The organism is Rhodococcus sp. NPDC059234, assembly GCF_042754225.1.
In the GTDB taxonomy this organism is placed as follows: Bacteria; Actinomycetota; Actinomycetes; order Mycobacteriales; family Mycobacteriaceae; genus Rhodococcus_G.
In genome coordinates, this window is the sequence record NZ_JBHZAH010000003.1 from 91,378 (window position 1) to 105,232 (window position 13,855).

Sequence of the window (13,855 nt, forward strand, 5' to 3'; positions counted from 1 at the left end):
AGTCATGCTCCGGCGTCTCGCCACCACCGTCGTCTCGCATCCGCGTCTGGTCCTTCTCGCGGCGCTCGCCGCGCTCGTCGTGGCGGGCACGCTCGGCGCGGGGGTGTCCGCCCGACTGAAGGTCGGCGGATTCGACGATCCGGGATCGGAATCGTCTGCGGCCCAGCGGATTCTCGACGAGAACTTCGGCGGTTCGACGCCGAACCTGGTGCTGCAGGTCACCGCGCGGACCGGCGGCGTGGACACCCCGGAGGTGGCTGCCGCCGCGCGCCGGACCACCGAGAACATCGCCGCCGAACCGGGCGTCACCCGGGTGGCCGGCTACTGGTCGACGGGCTCACCCGACCTCCGGGGCGCGGACGGCCGGTCCGCGCTGGTGCTCCTGCACGTCGACGGGACGCCCGAACAGGCCGCGCAGGCCACCACGCGCATCGTCGACCGACTACCCACCGACGATCCGGTCGTCGAGGTGCGGGCGGGCGGCAGGCTCGGCCTCAGCGAGGACATCGACCGTCGAGTCGATTCGAACCTGGTGCTGGCGGAATCGATCGCGCTTCCGACCACCCTTGTCCTGTTGGTGGTGGCCTTCGGCGGGGTCGTGGCCGCCCTGATGCCGCTGGCCGTCGGCATCGCCTCGATCCTGACCACGATGCTCGTTCTGCTCGGTCTGGCCAGGCTGACCGACGTGTCGGTCTACGCACTCACGGTCGCCACCGCATTCGGGCTCGGCCTGGCCATCGACTTCGGGCTACTGATGGTCTCTCGGTTCCGCGAGGAGCGGGCGGCCGGTCACGAGCCGCGCCAGGCGGTGATCGAGGCGGTCGCCACCGCCGGCCGTACCATCGCGTTCAGCGCCGCGACCGTCACCGTCGCGATGACCGGTCTGCTGGTGTTCCCGACCTACTTCCTCCGGTCCGTCGGGCTGGCGGCGATCGCGGTGGTCGCCGTCGCCGCCGTCAGCGCGGTGGTGATCCTGCCCGCACTGCTGACCCTGCTCGGACCGCGCGTCGACTCGGTGACGGTGCTGCGTCGCCGCGACACCCTGACCGCCGACTCCCGGTTCTGGCGCCGGACCGCCGCGGCGGTGACGCGCAGGCCCGTCCGGTTCGGCCTGCCGGTGGTCGCGTTGCTGATCGTCATGTGCGTCCCGTTCCTGCACGCGCAGTTCGCCACTCCGGACGAACGGGCGCTGCCGGCGGACTCCGCGGCGCGCCAGGTCACCACCGCACTGCGCGAGAACTATTCCGGAGTCTCGGCCGACGCGGTGACCGTGGTCGCCGCCGACGGACGCCGCTCCGTCGAGCCGCTGGCAGCACGGATTTCCGCGATCACCGGCCGGCTCGGGCTCGCGCTCGCGGTCATGGTCGCGGCGACGTTCGTGCTGCTGTTCCTGTTCACCGGCAGCGTCGTCCTACCCCTGAAGGCGCTGCTGCTCAACGTCCTCGTGCTCGCCGCGGTGCTCGGCGCCATGGCCTGGATCTTCCAGGACGGCCACCTGAGCTCGCTCACCGGCGCGACACCCGCGCCCCTGAACATCGCCATGACGGTGCTGCTGTGCTGCATCTCGTTCAGCCTCTCGGTGGACTACGAGATCTTCCTGCTCAGTCGGATCAAGGAGGCTCGCGAGCGCGGGTGCGACACCTGTGACGCCGTGGTCGTCGGGCTCGGCCGCGTCGGGCGCATCGTCAGCAGCGCCGCCGCACTGCTGACCGTCACCCTGCTGTCCTTCGCCACCGGACTGTCCTTCATGCAGATGTTCGGCATCGGCACCGCGCTCGCGGTGCTGGTCGACGCCACCCTGGTCCGCGGCGTACTGGTTCCCGGCTTCATGGCGGTAGCCGGTGACCTCAACTGGTGGGCGCCGCGCCCGCTGCGGCGCCTGCACACCCGATTCGGACCGAGCGAGGCACCGACCTACATGTCCAGTCCGAGGTCCAGCACCGTCACCGAGTGGGTCAGCGCGCCCACCGCCAGGTAGTCGACGCCGGTCCGCGCGTAGTCCGCGGCCACGTCGATCGTGAGACCGCCGGAGGATTCGAGCCTGGTCTGCGGCGACCTCGTGTTGCGCCGCTGCACCGCGGACTGGGTCTCCCAGAGCGCGAAGTTGTCGAGCAGCACCAGTTCGACGTTCTCGGCCAGCACCTCGTCGAGTTGCGCGAGGCTGTCCACCTCGACCTCGCACTCGATGTCCGGGGCGACCGCCCGCACCGCGTTCAGCGCCGCGACCACCGACCCTGCCGCGGCCACGTGGTTGTCCTTGATCAGGGCCGCATCGCCGAGGCCCATGCGGTGGTTGACGCCGCCGCCCATCCGGACCGCGTACTTCTGCAGGGACCGCAGACCCGGCAGGGTCTTGCGGCTGTCCCGGATCTTGCAGTCGGTGCCGTCGACGGCCGCGACCCACTGCGCCGTGGCCGTGGCGATGCCCGAGAGGTGGCACATCAGGTTCAGCATGGTCCGCTCGGCGGTGAGCAGATCGCGGGTCGGCGCCGTCACGGTCAGGACGGACTCACCGGGCCGCACGGACGCGCCGTCCAGCACCCGACCCAGCACCTCGTAGTTGCCGGTGCCGACGACCTCGTCGAGCACCAGCAGACCCACGTCGACGCCGGCGACCACGCCCACGCTGCGGGAGACCACCGAGGCCTTCGCCACGGCGCCGTCGGGGACGGTGGCCACCGAGGTGATGTCGGGTCCGTACCGGAGGTCCTCGTCCAACGCCACCCGCACCAGCGCGGTGATCTCGTCGCGGTCCAGGCCGTCGGCCAGCGTGCTCATCATGCTCCTGTCACCAGTTCGGGTAGTTCGAGTGCACCGTCGGCGGTCATCCGCACCGCGATACTGCGGCGCTGCGCCTCGGACGCCTGCGGGAAGTCGCTGCGAGTGTGGCAGCCGCGGCTCTCGGTCCGTGCCCGCGCCGCCAGCACCAGCGCCGACGCGGTCACGGTCAGCGCGCCGTCCTCGAGGTCGGCGACCGAGGCCGCGGCCACGACCGTGGCCTGGTCGAGTTCGGCTGCCGCCGTGGACAATCCGTCGCCGTCCCGCACGACCGCTGCATTCGCGGTCATCAGCGCCTGCACCCGGTCACGATCGGCGCGCACCGAGTCCGGGACGACCGCCTCGGCGATCTCGACGCGGAGTCCGGCACGCTCCGCGGCCGCGGCCCCTGCCCGCTCCCCCACGACCAGGCCCTCGAGCAGGCTGTTCGAGGCCAGCCGGTTGGCGCCGTGCAGCCCGGTGCGCGCGACCTCGCCCGCCGCGAGCAGTCCCGGCACCGCGGTGCGGCCGTGGACGTCGGTCACGACGCCACCGCACGCGTAGTGCGCCGCCGGCGCAACGGGAATCAGCTGGTGTGCCGGATCGATCCCGGCGGCCAGGCAGGACGCGGTGATGGTCGGGAATCGCTCGGGAAATCCGCTGAGTCCCGTGGCGTCGAGGTAGACGTGGTCGGTGCCGAGTGCACGCAACCGCGACGCGATGGCGCGCGAGACCACGTCTCGCGGGGCGAGGTCGCCCATGGGGTGCACCCCCGCGGTGACCGAGTCGCCGTTGCCGTCCACCAGGATCGCACCCTCGCCGCGGACCGCCTCGCTGATCAGCGGGCGCCTGCCGAGACCGCCGGGCGTGAAGAGCACGGTCGGGTGGAACTGCACGAACTCGAGATCGGTGACCGTCGCGCCCGCGTCCAGCGCCAGCGCGATGCCGTCGGCGGTCGCACCGGGCGGATTGGTGCTGCACGAGTACAGCTGGCCGAGCCCGCCGGTGGCCAGCAGCACCGACGGGGTGTGGATGACACCGAGCCCCCTGTCCGAGAGCACGAGCAGACCGACCACCCCGCGCGCGTCGGTCACGACCCGGGCGGCCGCCGCACCGAACAGCACGGGCAGACCGGCGGCGTTGAGCGCCCGCTGCACCTCGGCCCCGGTCGCGTCGCCGCCGGCGTGGATGATCCGGCGGGTGCTGTGCCCACCCTCGCGGGTCCGGGAGACCGCGCCGTCGCGGCCGCGGTCGAAGACCGCCCCGAGGTCGGTGAGGGCAGCGACGGCGTCGGCGCCGCCGGCGACGATCGAGCGCACGGCGTCCTCGTCGCACAGTCCGGCGCCCGCCGCGCACGTGTCGGCCACGTGCGAATCGATCGAGTCCGTCTGCAGGTCACCGACGACCGCGATGCCGCCCTGCGCGTACTGCGTCGCGGTGTCGGTCGGACCGCCCTTGCTGACGGTGAGCACCTTCAGGCCTCGCAGGGAGGCGGCGCGGGCCGCGGTGAGGCCCGCGACCCCGCCGCCGACGACCACGAGGTCGGCGGTGGCCTCCCAGCTCGCCCGGCCGGCGGGCGACATTACTCGCCGCCGCCCGGGTTGCCGATCTCGATCATTCGCTGCACGGACTTGCGGGCGCGCTCGGCGACCGCCTCGTCGACGTGCACCTCGTCCTTGCCCTCGGCGAGGCACCGCAGCAGCGCCGCCGGGGTGATCATCTTCATGTACGGGCAGGACGCGCGGTCGTTGACGGCCTGGAAGTCGATCTCCGGCGCCGCCTTGCGCAGCTGGTGCAGCATGCCGACCTCGGTCGCGACGAGCACCTGCTTCGACTGGCTCGCGCGGGCGGCGTCGAGCATGCCGCCCGTCGACAGGATCTTGACCTTCTCGTCGTCGACGATGCCCTCACCGGCCAGGTAGAGCGCCGAAGTGGCGCAGCCGCACTCCGGGTGCACGTACAGCTCGGCGTCGGGGTGCGACTTCGCCTGGGCGGCCAGCTCGTCACCGTTGATGCCGGCGTGCACGTGGCACTCGCCCGCCCAGATGTGCATGTTCTGCCGACCGGTGACCCGCTTGACGTGCGCGCCGAGGAACTGGTCGGGCAGGAACAGCACCTCGCGGTCGGGGTCGATCGAGTTCACCACGTCGACCGCGTTCGACGAGGTGCAGCAGATGTCGGTCAGGCCCTTCACCTCGGCCGTGGTGTTCACGTACGAGACCACCACCGCGTCCGGGTACTCGGCCTTCCAGGCACGCAGGTCGTCGGCGGTGATCGAGTCCGCGAGCGAGCAGCCGGCCCGCTCGTCCGGGATCAACACGGTCTTGGCCGGGCTGAGGATCTTCGCGGTCTCGGCCATGAAGTGCACACCGCAGAAGACGATGGTGTCCTCGGGGGCCTCGGCGGCGATCCGGGACAGCGCCAGCGAGTCACCGACGTGGTCGGCGACGTCCTGGATGGCGGGCAGCTGGTAGTTGTGCGCCAACAGCGTCGCGCCGCGCTCCTTCGCCAGCCGCCGCACCTCGGCAGCCCATTCCGGGCCGGCCTCGATGCCGGTGTAGCCACCGGGACCGTCGGTGATCTGACCTGCACCTGCCCACAACGTTGATGTCATGGCCGTTCTCCTTCACCGCGAATCCACGTTCGCTGTAAATGCCGGGCGGGCTGGCCCGGATTTCCGATCGAGGGGTTTTCGACTTAGGATCGAAAACGTGCCCCATCGTAACACTCTCCACGAAGTGCTCACCGCGGTGTTCCAGGTTCGCGCCGTACCCGCAGGTGACGGCGGCGAGAACTGCGAAGAGCTCTGCGTGCTGCTGTGGCAGCGCGCACTCGATCCGCAGCGCGACACCTGGGCCCTGCCCGGCGGGATCCTGCACGAGGACGAGGACCTCACCACCTCGGCGCGACGGCAGCTGGCCGAGAAGGTGGACGTGCGCGAGGTCGCGCACCTCGAACAGCTGTCGGTGTTCAGCGAGCCCCACCGCGTGCCCGGGGTGCGACTGATCGCCTCGACCTTCCTCGGGCTGGTCCCCCTCGACGCCGACCCGGACCTACCGACCGACACCGCCTGGCACCCGGTCTCCACACTGCCGCCGACGGCCTTCGACCACGGCGTCGTCGTCGAGCACGCCCGGGCTCGACTGGCAGCCAAGCTCTCGTACACCAACATCGCCTTCGCCCTCGCCCCCGACGAGTTCGCCATGTCCACTCTGCGCGAAATCTACTGCGCGGCACTGGGTTACCAGGTCGACGCGACCAATCTGCAGCGCGTGCTCGGGCGCCGCGGCGTGCTCACCCCGACCGGCACCACGGCGCCGTCCGGCAAGTCGGGCGGCCGCCCGCCCGCGCTGTACCGGTTCGCCGAGTCGCGGCTGCGGGTCACCGACGAGTTCGCCGCCCTCCGCCCGCCGACCTGAGCCCGAGAGCCGTCAGGTCCGGGCCAGACCGCCCCAGAACAGGTCCGACGCAGCCCTGACCACCTCGTCGACCGGGGCGCCGTCGAGCATGTCTCCCGCCGCGAGGGTGGCAATGCCGTGGAACGTCGCAAACGCGACCAGGGCGATCCGATCGGGATCCCCCGGCCCGATGTCGCCCGCCTCCTGCGCCTCGGTGACGATGCGGACGGTGAGGTCCATCGATTCGCGGCCGGCCGCGGTCAACCGTTCCGGCGCGCCCGGCGCGTGCTTGGTCCCGTACATCAGCGCCAGCAGTGCGGGGTGCGCCGACGCGAAGCCGACGTACGCGTCCGCCAACGCGGCGAAGCGGGCGCGCGCGTCCGGGCGCGCGTCCGCCACCGCCTCGGCCAGCGCCCCCGTCAGCCGATGGAAGCCCGACTCCGCCAGGGCGTCCATCAGAGCCCGACGGTCCCGGAAGTGCTTGCTCGGCGCCGCATGACTGACGCCCGCCTCGCGCGCCAGCCTGCGCAACGAGAGTCCGTCCGCGCCTTCACGCTCGAGGGTGTTCTCGGCGCTGGCGAGCAGCACCTGACGAAGGCTGCCGTGGTGGTACGGCTGGTCGACGGACATGCCGCCAGGATAGCAAGAAGTTGTCATTGACTACATTGGTGACAGTGACTACATTTGAGCCACGCCCGAGCCCCGCCGCGACTGGCGAACCCACCGGCCGGCGAATCCACAACTCCGAGGAGCAGACATGTCCATCGACATAGCCGGAACGACCGTCCTCGTCACCGGAGCCAGCGCCGGCCTCGGCGCCGAGTTCGCGCGACGATTCGCAGAGCGGGGCGCCGATCTCGTCCTCGTCGCCCGGCGGGCGGATCGACTCGAGCTGCTCGCGGACGAGCTGCGTGGCGCCCACGGCGTGACCGTCACGGTCCTGCCCGCCGACCTCGCCGTCACCGGGGCTGCCGCGCGACTGCGCGGCGAACTCGCCGAGCGCGGCATCCGGGTCGGCTCGCTGGTCAACAACGCCGGATTCGGCACCCACGGGGACTTCGCGTCCGCGGACCTCGGGCGCCTCGGCTCCGAGATCCAGCTCAACGTGAACACGCTCGTCGACATGACGCACACCTTCATGCCCGACCTGCTCGACGGCGGCGGCGTGCTCGTCAACGTCGCGAGCACAGCCGCGTTCCAGCCGACCCCCGGGATGGCGGTCTACGGGGCGACCAAGGCGTTCGTGCTCAGCTTCACCGAGGCACTGTGGGCCGAGGCGCGCGGCACGAGACTGACCGTCCTGGCCGTGTGCCCGGGGGCAACCCGGACCGAGTTCTTCGACGTGGTCGGCACCGAGGACGCGGCGGTGGGCCGCATGCAGACGGCGCAGCAGGTGGTCGCGACCACGTTCCGCGCGCTCGACCGCCGCAGCTCGCCGCCCAGCGTCGTCTCCGGCTTCGCGAACTGGGTGACCTCGCTCAGTACCCGCCTGGCCACCCGGCGCCTCGGCGTCATGGCGTCGGCGCGGCTACTCGGCGACGTGCGACTGCGGGCTTCCGTCGATCGGTGACGCGGAGTCGGAGCCGACGGGGTCACCGACGTGGCGATCCTCGCCGGCCTGACCGTCCTCGTCCTGGCTGCGGTCGGAGTCCGCGGCCCCCGTACCGAGGTCGTCGCGCGGATTCAGCGACACCATGAGCAGGTACACCACGGCCGCCGCGAACGGCTGCACGATCAGCGCCATGGGGGTGCCGATGTTCGGCGTGGCCGGCACGATCTGCCCGACCGCCACGTCGGTGATCTCGGGGAACCTGAGCCGGGCCACGCCCAACCCGACCACCGCCGCGGCCGCTGCTCCGACCGCCGATCCGATCAGCAGTCCGGCCAGCACCACGGCGCCGCGCACGGAGCGCCACAGCCAGGCGGCGACCGCCGAGAGCACGCCGAGGATCAGCCCGAGACACAGGAACAGCGCGACGGCGTCGAACTGGTGGTTGCTCTCGGAGGTCAGCGACGCGGCGCGACCACCGGAGAGCACCAGGAAGTGCTGTGCGGGCACGAGCATGCCCCAGCCGATGCCACCGATCGCGCTGGCGAGGACCACCGCAACGACCGTCCGTGCGGAGGCTCTGACCTCGCAGCGGTCGAGCTTCGGCCTTGTGGCGATCCGCGCCCGCACGGTCAACGCTGGCCCAGCGCGACCGAGTCGATCACTCCGTGCCGGGAACACTTGGCCCACCAGCCGTCGGGGCTGACCTGCACGATCATCCGTCGGCCGCACTCCTCACAGAAGCGCGGCGGTTCCAGCCCGAGCTGCGCAGCAGCCGGAACGGCGTCGTCGACGCCCGGCACGACGCGGCGGCCGGTGAAGGGGTTGTAGCGCTCCGGGAAGTCGACGACCTCGGGAGTGCTCAGCTCTTGCGGCATCGTCACGTGCTCAACCCTAGATGGTGTCGTTGAGGGCCTTGATCGGCATCTGCAGCTCACCGAGCAGGTCGAGGTCCGCCTCGGCGGGCCGACCGAGCGTGGTGAGGTAGTTGCCGACGATGACGGCGTTGATGCCGCCGAGGATGCCCTGCTTGGCGCCGAGGTCGCCGAGGGTGATCTCGCGACCGCCCGCGAAGCGCAGGATGGTGCGCGGCAGCGCGAGCCGGAACGCGGCCACCGCACGCAGCGCATCGGAGGCCGGCAGCACCTCGAGGTCGCCGAACGGTGTGCCCGGGCGCGGGTTGAGGAAGTTCAGCGGCACCTCGTCGGGCTCGAGCTCGGCCAGGTTGGCCGCGAACTCGGCGCGCTGCTCCAGGCTCTCGCCCATGCCGAGGATGCCGCCGCAGCAGACCTCCATGCCGGCCTCACGGACCATCCGCAGGGTGTCCCAACGCTCCTCCCAGGTGTGCGTGGTGACCACGTTCGGGAAATGCGACTTGGAGGTCTCGAGGTTGTGGTTGTAGCGGTGCACGCCCATCGCGGCGAGCTGGTCGACCTGCTCCTGGTTGAGCATGCCCAGCGAGCACGCGACCTGGATGTCGACCTCGTTGCGGATGGCCTCGACGCCGGCGGCGACCTGCGCCATCAGCTTCTCGTCCGGTCCGCGGACGGCGGCGACGATGCAGAACTCGGTGGCACCCGACTTGGCGGTCTGCTTGGCGGCCTCGACCAGGCTCGGGATGTCGAGCCAGGCGGCGCGGACCGGGGAAGCGAACAGTCCGGACTGCGAGCAGAAGTGGCAGTCCTCGGGGCACCCGCCGGTCTTGAGGGAGATGATGCCCTCGACCTCGACCTCCGGGCCGCACCACTTCATGCGCACGTCGTGGGCCAGACCGAGCAGCTCCTCGAGGCTCTCGTCGGGCAGCTGCAGCACCTGCAGGGTCTGCTCCTGCGTCAGGCCCTCGCCACGCTCGAGGACCTGCTCCCGCGCGAGCGCGAGAATGTCGGTGCGGACGGGGGCCTGGGTCACTGCAAACTCCTCGGGGGCGGGCGCCACGACGTGAACCATCGCAGACTTGAACACCACGGACTTGAACACCGTACAAGTTGAACGGCGTTCAGGTTAGGGTCGTGGTGAAATGGTGTCAACCAGCGGTCCGATCCGAACCCGAGGAGAGCAAGTCAGTGCAACTGCGACGCGGTGACGTCCTGGGCGGAGCGATCGCCATCCTCGACGAGTACGGCCTCGGCGACCTGACCATGCGGCGCCTGGCAACCTCGCTCGGCGTGCAGCCCGGCGCGCTGTACTGGCACTTCCCGAACAAGCAGACCCTGCTCGCCGCCATCACCGACCAGATGCTCGACCGGGTCTCGGCGCCGCTCGACGCCCGCGACTGGGACGCCCGGCTGGCGGCGTTCGCGCACCGTATCCGCGACGCCCTGCTGGCGCACCGCGACGGCGCCGAGCTCGCCGCCGCGTCCTACTCGGCTCGCCTGGCCACCAACGACGCCAGAGACACCCTCGCCGACGCCTGCGTCGCGGCCGGCCTGCCCGGCGACGAATCCGAACTCGCGGCCGACACCCTGCTGTACTACATCCTCGGCCAGACCATGGACGAGCAGTCGCGCATGCAGATGGACTCCCACGGCGCCCTCACCGAGGACGCGTCCCCGCTCTACGACATCACAAGCGGCACAGCACGTTTCGACTACGGACTGAGCCTGTTCGTGGACGGCGTGCGCAGCCGGCTGCACGCGGCCATCCAGGACTAGTCGCCCCGACCTCGGGTCAGATCCGCGGCGTCAGTGCGACCTTCCGGATCTTGCCCGCGGGCGTCATCGGCAGGCCGTCGACCACCTCGACCCGGTCGGGCACCTTGTACTTGGCCAGGGCGCGCCGACATCGCACGAGCAGCGCCTCGCGGTCCACGGCGGCGCCGGGCGCGGGCACCACGAAGGCGTACCCGGTCTCGCCGAAGGTCTCGTCGGGCACCCCGATCACCGCGCACATCGCGACCGTCGGGTCCGCGGCCAGCACGTTCTCGACCTCCGCCGGGTAGACGTTGAACCCGCCCCGCACGTACATCTCCTTCCGGCGGCCGAGCAGGCTGACGTGCCCGTCCTCCGACATCGACGCGACGTCGCCGGTCGCGAGCCAGCCGTCGGGCAGGAAGGTCGCGGCCGACTCGTCGGGCAGCTGCCAGTAGCCCGCCGCCACGCACCCCCCGCGCACCTGCAGCTCACCGGCCTCGCCCGCGGCGAGCGCGGTGTTCCGGTCGTCGACGATGCGACCCTCGAAGTCGCCGGTCATGGTCCCGATGCTGCGGCCGACGATGTCCAGGGAGTCGCCCGGCGGCGAGATGACGCAGGCGCCGGACGTCTCGGACATGCCGTAGAGGTTCGCGATCCGGACGCCGGGGAATCTCGCCGCCACCTGCTCGGCCAGGGAGGGTTCGAGGTTGGACCCGCCGACCACACACAAGCGCACGCTCGACATGTCCACGCCCGCAGCGGAGTCCGCACCGAGCACCATCTTGTACATGGTCGGGACGCCGACGAACATCGTGACCCCGCTGCCGGCCATCACGTCCACCACCAGGTCCGGATGGAACCTCGGCAGCAGCGCGATCGCGCCGCCGGTGACCAGGGTCGAGCCCAGCGTGCAGGTCAACCCCCCGACGTGATTGAACGGCATCACGCCGAGAATCACGTCCGCGGCCGTCTGCTCGAACCGCTCCACCTGCGCGGCGGCCGAGGCGAGCAGGCTGGCGTGAGTGATGGTGGCCCCCTTGGGCGTCCCGGTCGTTCCGGACGTGTAGAGAATCACCGCCGGATCCGCAGGTCGGACGCCCTCCGCCGCGCCCGCGAGCAGCGCCGGATCGGGATCGGTTGCCGCGAGGTCGGCCCAGCGCCTGCCTCCCGGGACCTCGTCACCACCGATGAACACCAGGTGCTCGACCGTCGGGATGTCGGGACGAAGCCGGTCGAGGAAGGGCCCGAACTCGAATCCGTTCGCCTCCGCGTCGCAGACCAGGGCACGGGCCCCCGACTGCGTGAGCATGTGGATGAACTCGCGCTCGCGGTAGGCGACGTTGAGGGTGACCAGCACCGCCCCGATCTTTACCGCAGCCAGGTGCGCGACGATCCAGTCCGGCGAGTTCGTCGCCGCGATCGCGATCCGGTCGCCGTGGCCGAGTCCCAGACGCAGCCAGCCGGTGGCGGCGCGGTCCGACCGCGAATCGATCTCGGCGTAGCTGATCGCCTCGCCGCCGAAGTGGACGAACGTCGCATCGGGAGCCGTCGCGACCCTGGCCGCAAGTTGCGCGGAAATCGTCGATTCGTTGCCAATTCCTTTGTCCATCAGGGATTTCCGATCAGTCGCCAGGGAAGTGGCGCCACTGTATGCGAACCCCGACCGGATAAGCAAGCATGCTTGCTTGTTTTTCTCGGCGCTGCTACCGTCGCCCCACATATGTGACGGTCACCACTTTCAGGAGTCCCATGCAGCCCGATCTCACCGGCATTGCTCCACTGGACGTCAACCTCGCCACCCGCGTGGCCGTCGGCGATGCCCTCACCCGTTCGGCCCAGATGTTCGGCGCGCGAACCGCGATCGCCGACGGTTCGCGGCTGGCGACGTACCGCGAGCTCGACGAGAAGTCCTCCGCCCTCGCCCACGCCCTCCTGGGCACCGGCCTGCAGCGCCAGCAACCGGTGGCCATGCTCATGCGCAACTCGTTCGAGTTCGTGGCGACCTACTTCGGCTGCGCCAAGTCCGCGCTGGTGGCCCTGCCCGTCAACATCGCCCTGACCCCGGACGACATCGCCTGGATCCTGCGCGACGCCGGTGTCACGACGATCGTCGCCGACCGCGTGGCGTTGCCGCTGTTGACCCCGTTCCTCGCGGGTGAGCACCCCGAGCTCACGATCGTCGTCGTCGGAGACGTCGCGGACGCCCCGGCCGGGAGCTGCAGCTGGGACGAGTTCGTCTCGCGCGGCTCCGTCGACCGCCCCGAGGTGATCGTCGAAGATCGCGACACGGTCCAGTGCCTGTACACCTCCGGGACCACCTCCCGACCCAAAGGTGTTCTCGTCAGTCATGTCTCGGTACTGATCGCGGGGATGACCAACGCACTGCAGACCGGCCACAGCTGGGGCTCGGACCCGTCCACACTGGTCAACGTGCTGCCCCTGTTCCACACCACCGCACTGAACACCCTGGTACTGCCGGTCCTGTTCACCGGCGGCACCGTGGTGCTGCACGCACAGTTCGACCCGGCTTCGATTCTCGCCGACATCGAGAAGCACTCCGCCACCCACCTGATGCTGCTGCCGATCATGTACCGCGCCCTGCTCGCCGCGCGCGGAGAGGCCGGCGGCCTGCCGACGGTGCGCCGCGCCGTCTACGCGATGGCACCCATGCCGGGCGAACTGCTCGACCGCGTCGACGACCTGTTCCCCAACGCCGCGGTCATCCTGGGGTCCGGGCAGACCGAGGTGGTGCCGGCGACCGTCCTGCAGTGGAGCGAGCACCGACACACCAAGGCCGACTCCTGGGGTCCCGCGACGGCCACGGTCGAGACCGGGATCATGGATCCCGCCGGAAAGCTCGTCCAGGAAGGCGAATCCGGCGAGATCGTCTACCGGGGCCCGCACGTGGCCAGCGGCTACTGGAACAACCCGGAGGCCAACCGGGCGTCGTTCGCGCACGGCTGGTTCCACAGCGGCGACATCGGGCACCTCGACGACGAGCGGGTCGTGTGGTTCACCGACCGGCTCAAGGACATCATCAAGTCCGGCGGCGAGAACGTTTCCTCCGTCGACGTCGAACGAGTCGTCACCGGCGCTCCGGGGGTGGCCGAGTGCTCGATCGTGGGCGTACCGGACGACCGCTGGGGCGAGGCGGTGTGTGCGGTGGTCGTCCCGACCGACCCGGACGCCGTCGACGCCGAGTTCGAGGCGACGGTCATCGCCCACGCCAAGACCCACCTCGCCGGATTCCGGGTGCCCAAGCGCGTCGTCGTGGTCGATGCACTGCCCAAGACCGCGACCGGCAAGACCCGTAAGCACGAGCTCCGCTCGCAGTTCGCCGACTGACCGAAATCCACCCGTGACCGCGCGGGGGCGGACACAATGGGGTGATGGTCGCGTCGCTGCGTGCCGGCGTCGCCGCGGTGGGGGGCGCGGCGACACTGACCGTGGCCGGGCGCGCCGCCGCGACACCGGGCGCGGGGGCGGAACCGGGGACCGTGATCGCCACGCGGCCGCGGCCC

General features: G+C 70.9%; 13 protein-coding genes. 5 read left to right on the forward strand and 8 right to left on the reverse strand.

Annotation, left to right across the window (positions count from 1 at the left end):
* The first annotated feature begins 4 nt into the window (after window positions 1–4).
* Window positions 5–1,978: an MMPL family transporter gene (locus tag ACFXGJ_RS01390; RefSeq protein ID WP_378615683.1), complete on the forward strand. Its 1,974-nt coding sequence runs from the start codon at window positions 5–7 to the stop codon at window positions 1,976–1,978.
* On the opposite strand, the gene nadC is transcribed toward ACFXGJ_RS01390, so the two are convergent.
* From nadC to nadA, 3 genes are read right to left on the reverse strand one after another with little or no spacing between them, the layout of a single operon-like run.
* The gene (gene nadC, locus ACFXGJ_RS01395) at window positions 1,915–2,781 is read right to left on the reverse strand and encodes a carboxylating nicotinate-nucleotide diphosphorylase (protein ID WP_378424932.1); all 867 of its coding nucleotides are present in this window, start codon (window positions 2,779–2,781) and stop codon (window positions 1,915–1,917) included. The two genes, ACFXGJ_RS01390 and nadC, sit on opposite strands and share 64 nt — an antisense overlap.
* On the reverse strand, window positions 2,778–4,340 hold the full coding sequence (locus tag ACFXGJ_RS01400) for an L-aspartate oxidase (protein WP_378615684.1): 1,563 nt from the start codon (window positions 4,338–4,340) through the stop codon (window positions 2,778–2,780). The genes nadC and ACFXGJ_RS01400 overlap by 4 nt, the downstream gene beginning before the upstream one ends.
* Window positions 4,340–5,371, reverse strand: coding sequence for a quinolinate synthase NadA (gene nadA, locus ACFXGJ_RS01405; RefSeq protein ID WP_378615685.1), 1,032 nt, complete (start codon window positions 5,369–5,371; stop codon window positions 4,340–4,342). The genes ACFXGJ_RS01400 and nadA overlap by 1 nt, the downstream gene beginning before the upstream one ends.
* Window positions 5,372–5,468: 97 nt before the next feature.
* On the opposite strand from nadA, the gene ACFXGJ_RS01410 reads away from it, so the two are divergent.
* Window positions 5,469–6,176 carry an NUDIX domain-containing protein gene (locus ACFXGJ_RS01410; RefSeq protein ID WP_378615687.1) on the forward strand — a complete coding sequence of 236 codons (708 nt, stop codon included), beginning with the start codon at window positions 5,469–5,471 and terminating at the stop codon, window positions 6,174–6,176.
* A 12-nt stretch (window positions 6,177–6,188) separates the two neighbouring features.
* Here the strand turns inward: ACFXGJ_RS01410 and ACFXGJ_RS01415 are convergent, their stop codons facing one another.
* Window positions 6,189–6,785 (reverse strand): TetR/AcrR family transcriptional regulator, encoded by a 597-nt coding sequence (locus ACFXGJ_RS01415; protein ID WP_378615689.1) that lies wholly within the window; start codon window positions 6,783–6,785, stop codon window positions 6,189–6,191.
* 127 nt (window positions 6,786–6,912) lie between these two features.
* On the opposite strand from ACFXGJ_RS01415, the gene ACFXGJ_RS01420 reads away from it, so the two are divergent.
* Window positions 6,913–7,725, forward strand: coding sequence for an SDR family NAD(P)-dependent oxidoreductase (locus ACFXGJ_RS01420; protein WP_378615691.1), 813 nt, complete (start codon window positions 6,913–6,915; stop codon window positions 7,723–7,725).
* On the opposite strand, the gene ACFXGJ_RS01425 is transcribed toward ACFXGJ_RS01420, so the two are convergent.
* The 3 genes from ACFXGJ_RS01425 to bioB all read right to left on the reverse strand — a co-directional run bounded on the left by ACFXGJ_RS01425 (window position 7,684) and on the right by bioB (window position 9,612).
* Window positions 7,684–8,259, reverse strand: coding sequence for a DUF2567 domain-containing protein (locus tag ACFXGJ_RS01425; RefSeq protein WP_378615693.1), 576 nt, complete (start codon window positions 8,257–8,259; stop codon window positions 7,684–7,686). The genes ACFXGJ_RS01420 and ACFXGJ_RS01425 overlap by 42 nt on opposite strands.
* A gap of 77 nt (window positions 8,260–8,336) precedes the next feature.
* Window positions 8,337–8,582, reverse strand: a complete 246-nt coding sequence (locus ACFXGJ_RS01430) for a hypothetical protein (protein WP_378615719.1) — start codon at window positions 8,580–8,582, stop codon at window positions 8,337–8,339.
* 16 nt (window positions 8,583–8,598) lie between these two features.
* On the reverse strand, window positions 8,599–9,612 hold the full coding sequence (gene bioB, locus ACFXGJ_RS01435; protein ID WP_378615721.1) for a biotin synthase BioB: 1,014 nt from the start codon (window positions 9,610–9,612) through the stop codon (window positions 8,599–8,601).
* 155 nt (window positions 9,613–9,767) lie between these two features.
* Between bioB and ACFXGJ_RS01440 the strand changes: the two genes are divergently transcribed.
* Window positions 9,768–10,355 carry a TetR/AcrR family transcriptional regulator C-terminal domain-containing protein gene (locus ACFXGJ_RS01440; protein WP_378615695.1) on the forward strand — a complete coding sequence of 196 codons (588 nt, stop codon included), beginning with the start codon at window positions 9,768–9,770 and terminating at the stop codon, window positions 10,353–10,355.
* A 16-nt stretch (window positions 10,356–10,371) separates the two neighbouring features.
* Here ACFXGJ_RS01440 and ACFXGJ_RS01445 read toward each other — a convergent pair whose 3' ends face one another.
* A complete protein-coding gene (locus ACFXGJ_RS01445) occupies window positions 10,372–11,943 on the reverse strand; it encodes a class I adenylate-forming enzyme family protein (RefSeq protein ID WP_378615698.1) in 1,572 nt (523 codons plus the stop codon).
* Between the two features lie 140 nt (window positions 11,944–12,083).
* Between ACFXGJ_RS01445 and ACFXGJ_RS01450 the strand changes: the two genes are divergently transcribed.
* Window positions 12,084–13,679, forward strand: a complete 1,596-nt coding sequence (locus tag ACFXGJ_RS01450) for a class I adenylate-forming enzyme family protein (RefSeq protein ID WP_378615700.1) — start codon at window positions 12,084–12,086, stop codon at window positions 13,677–13,679.
* Window positions 13,680–13,855: the final 176 nt, after the last annotated feature.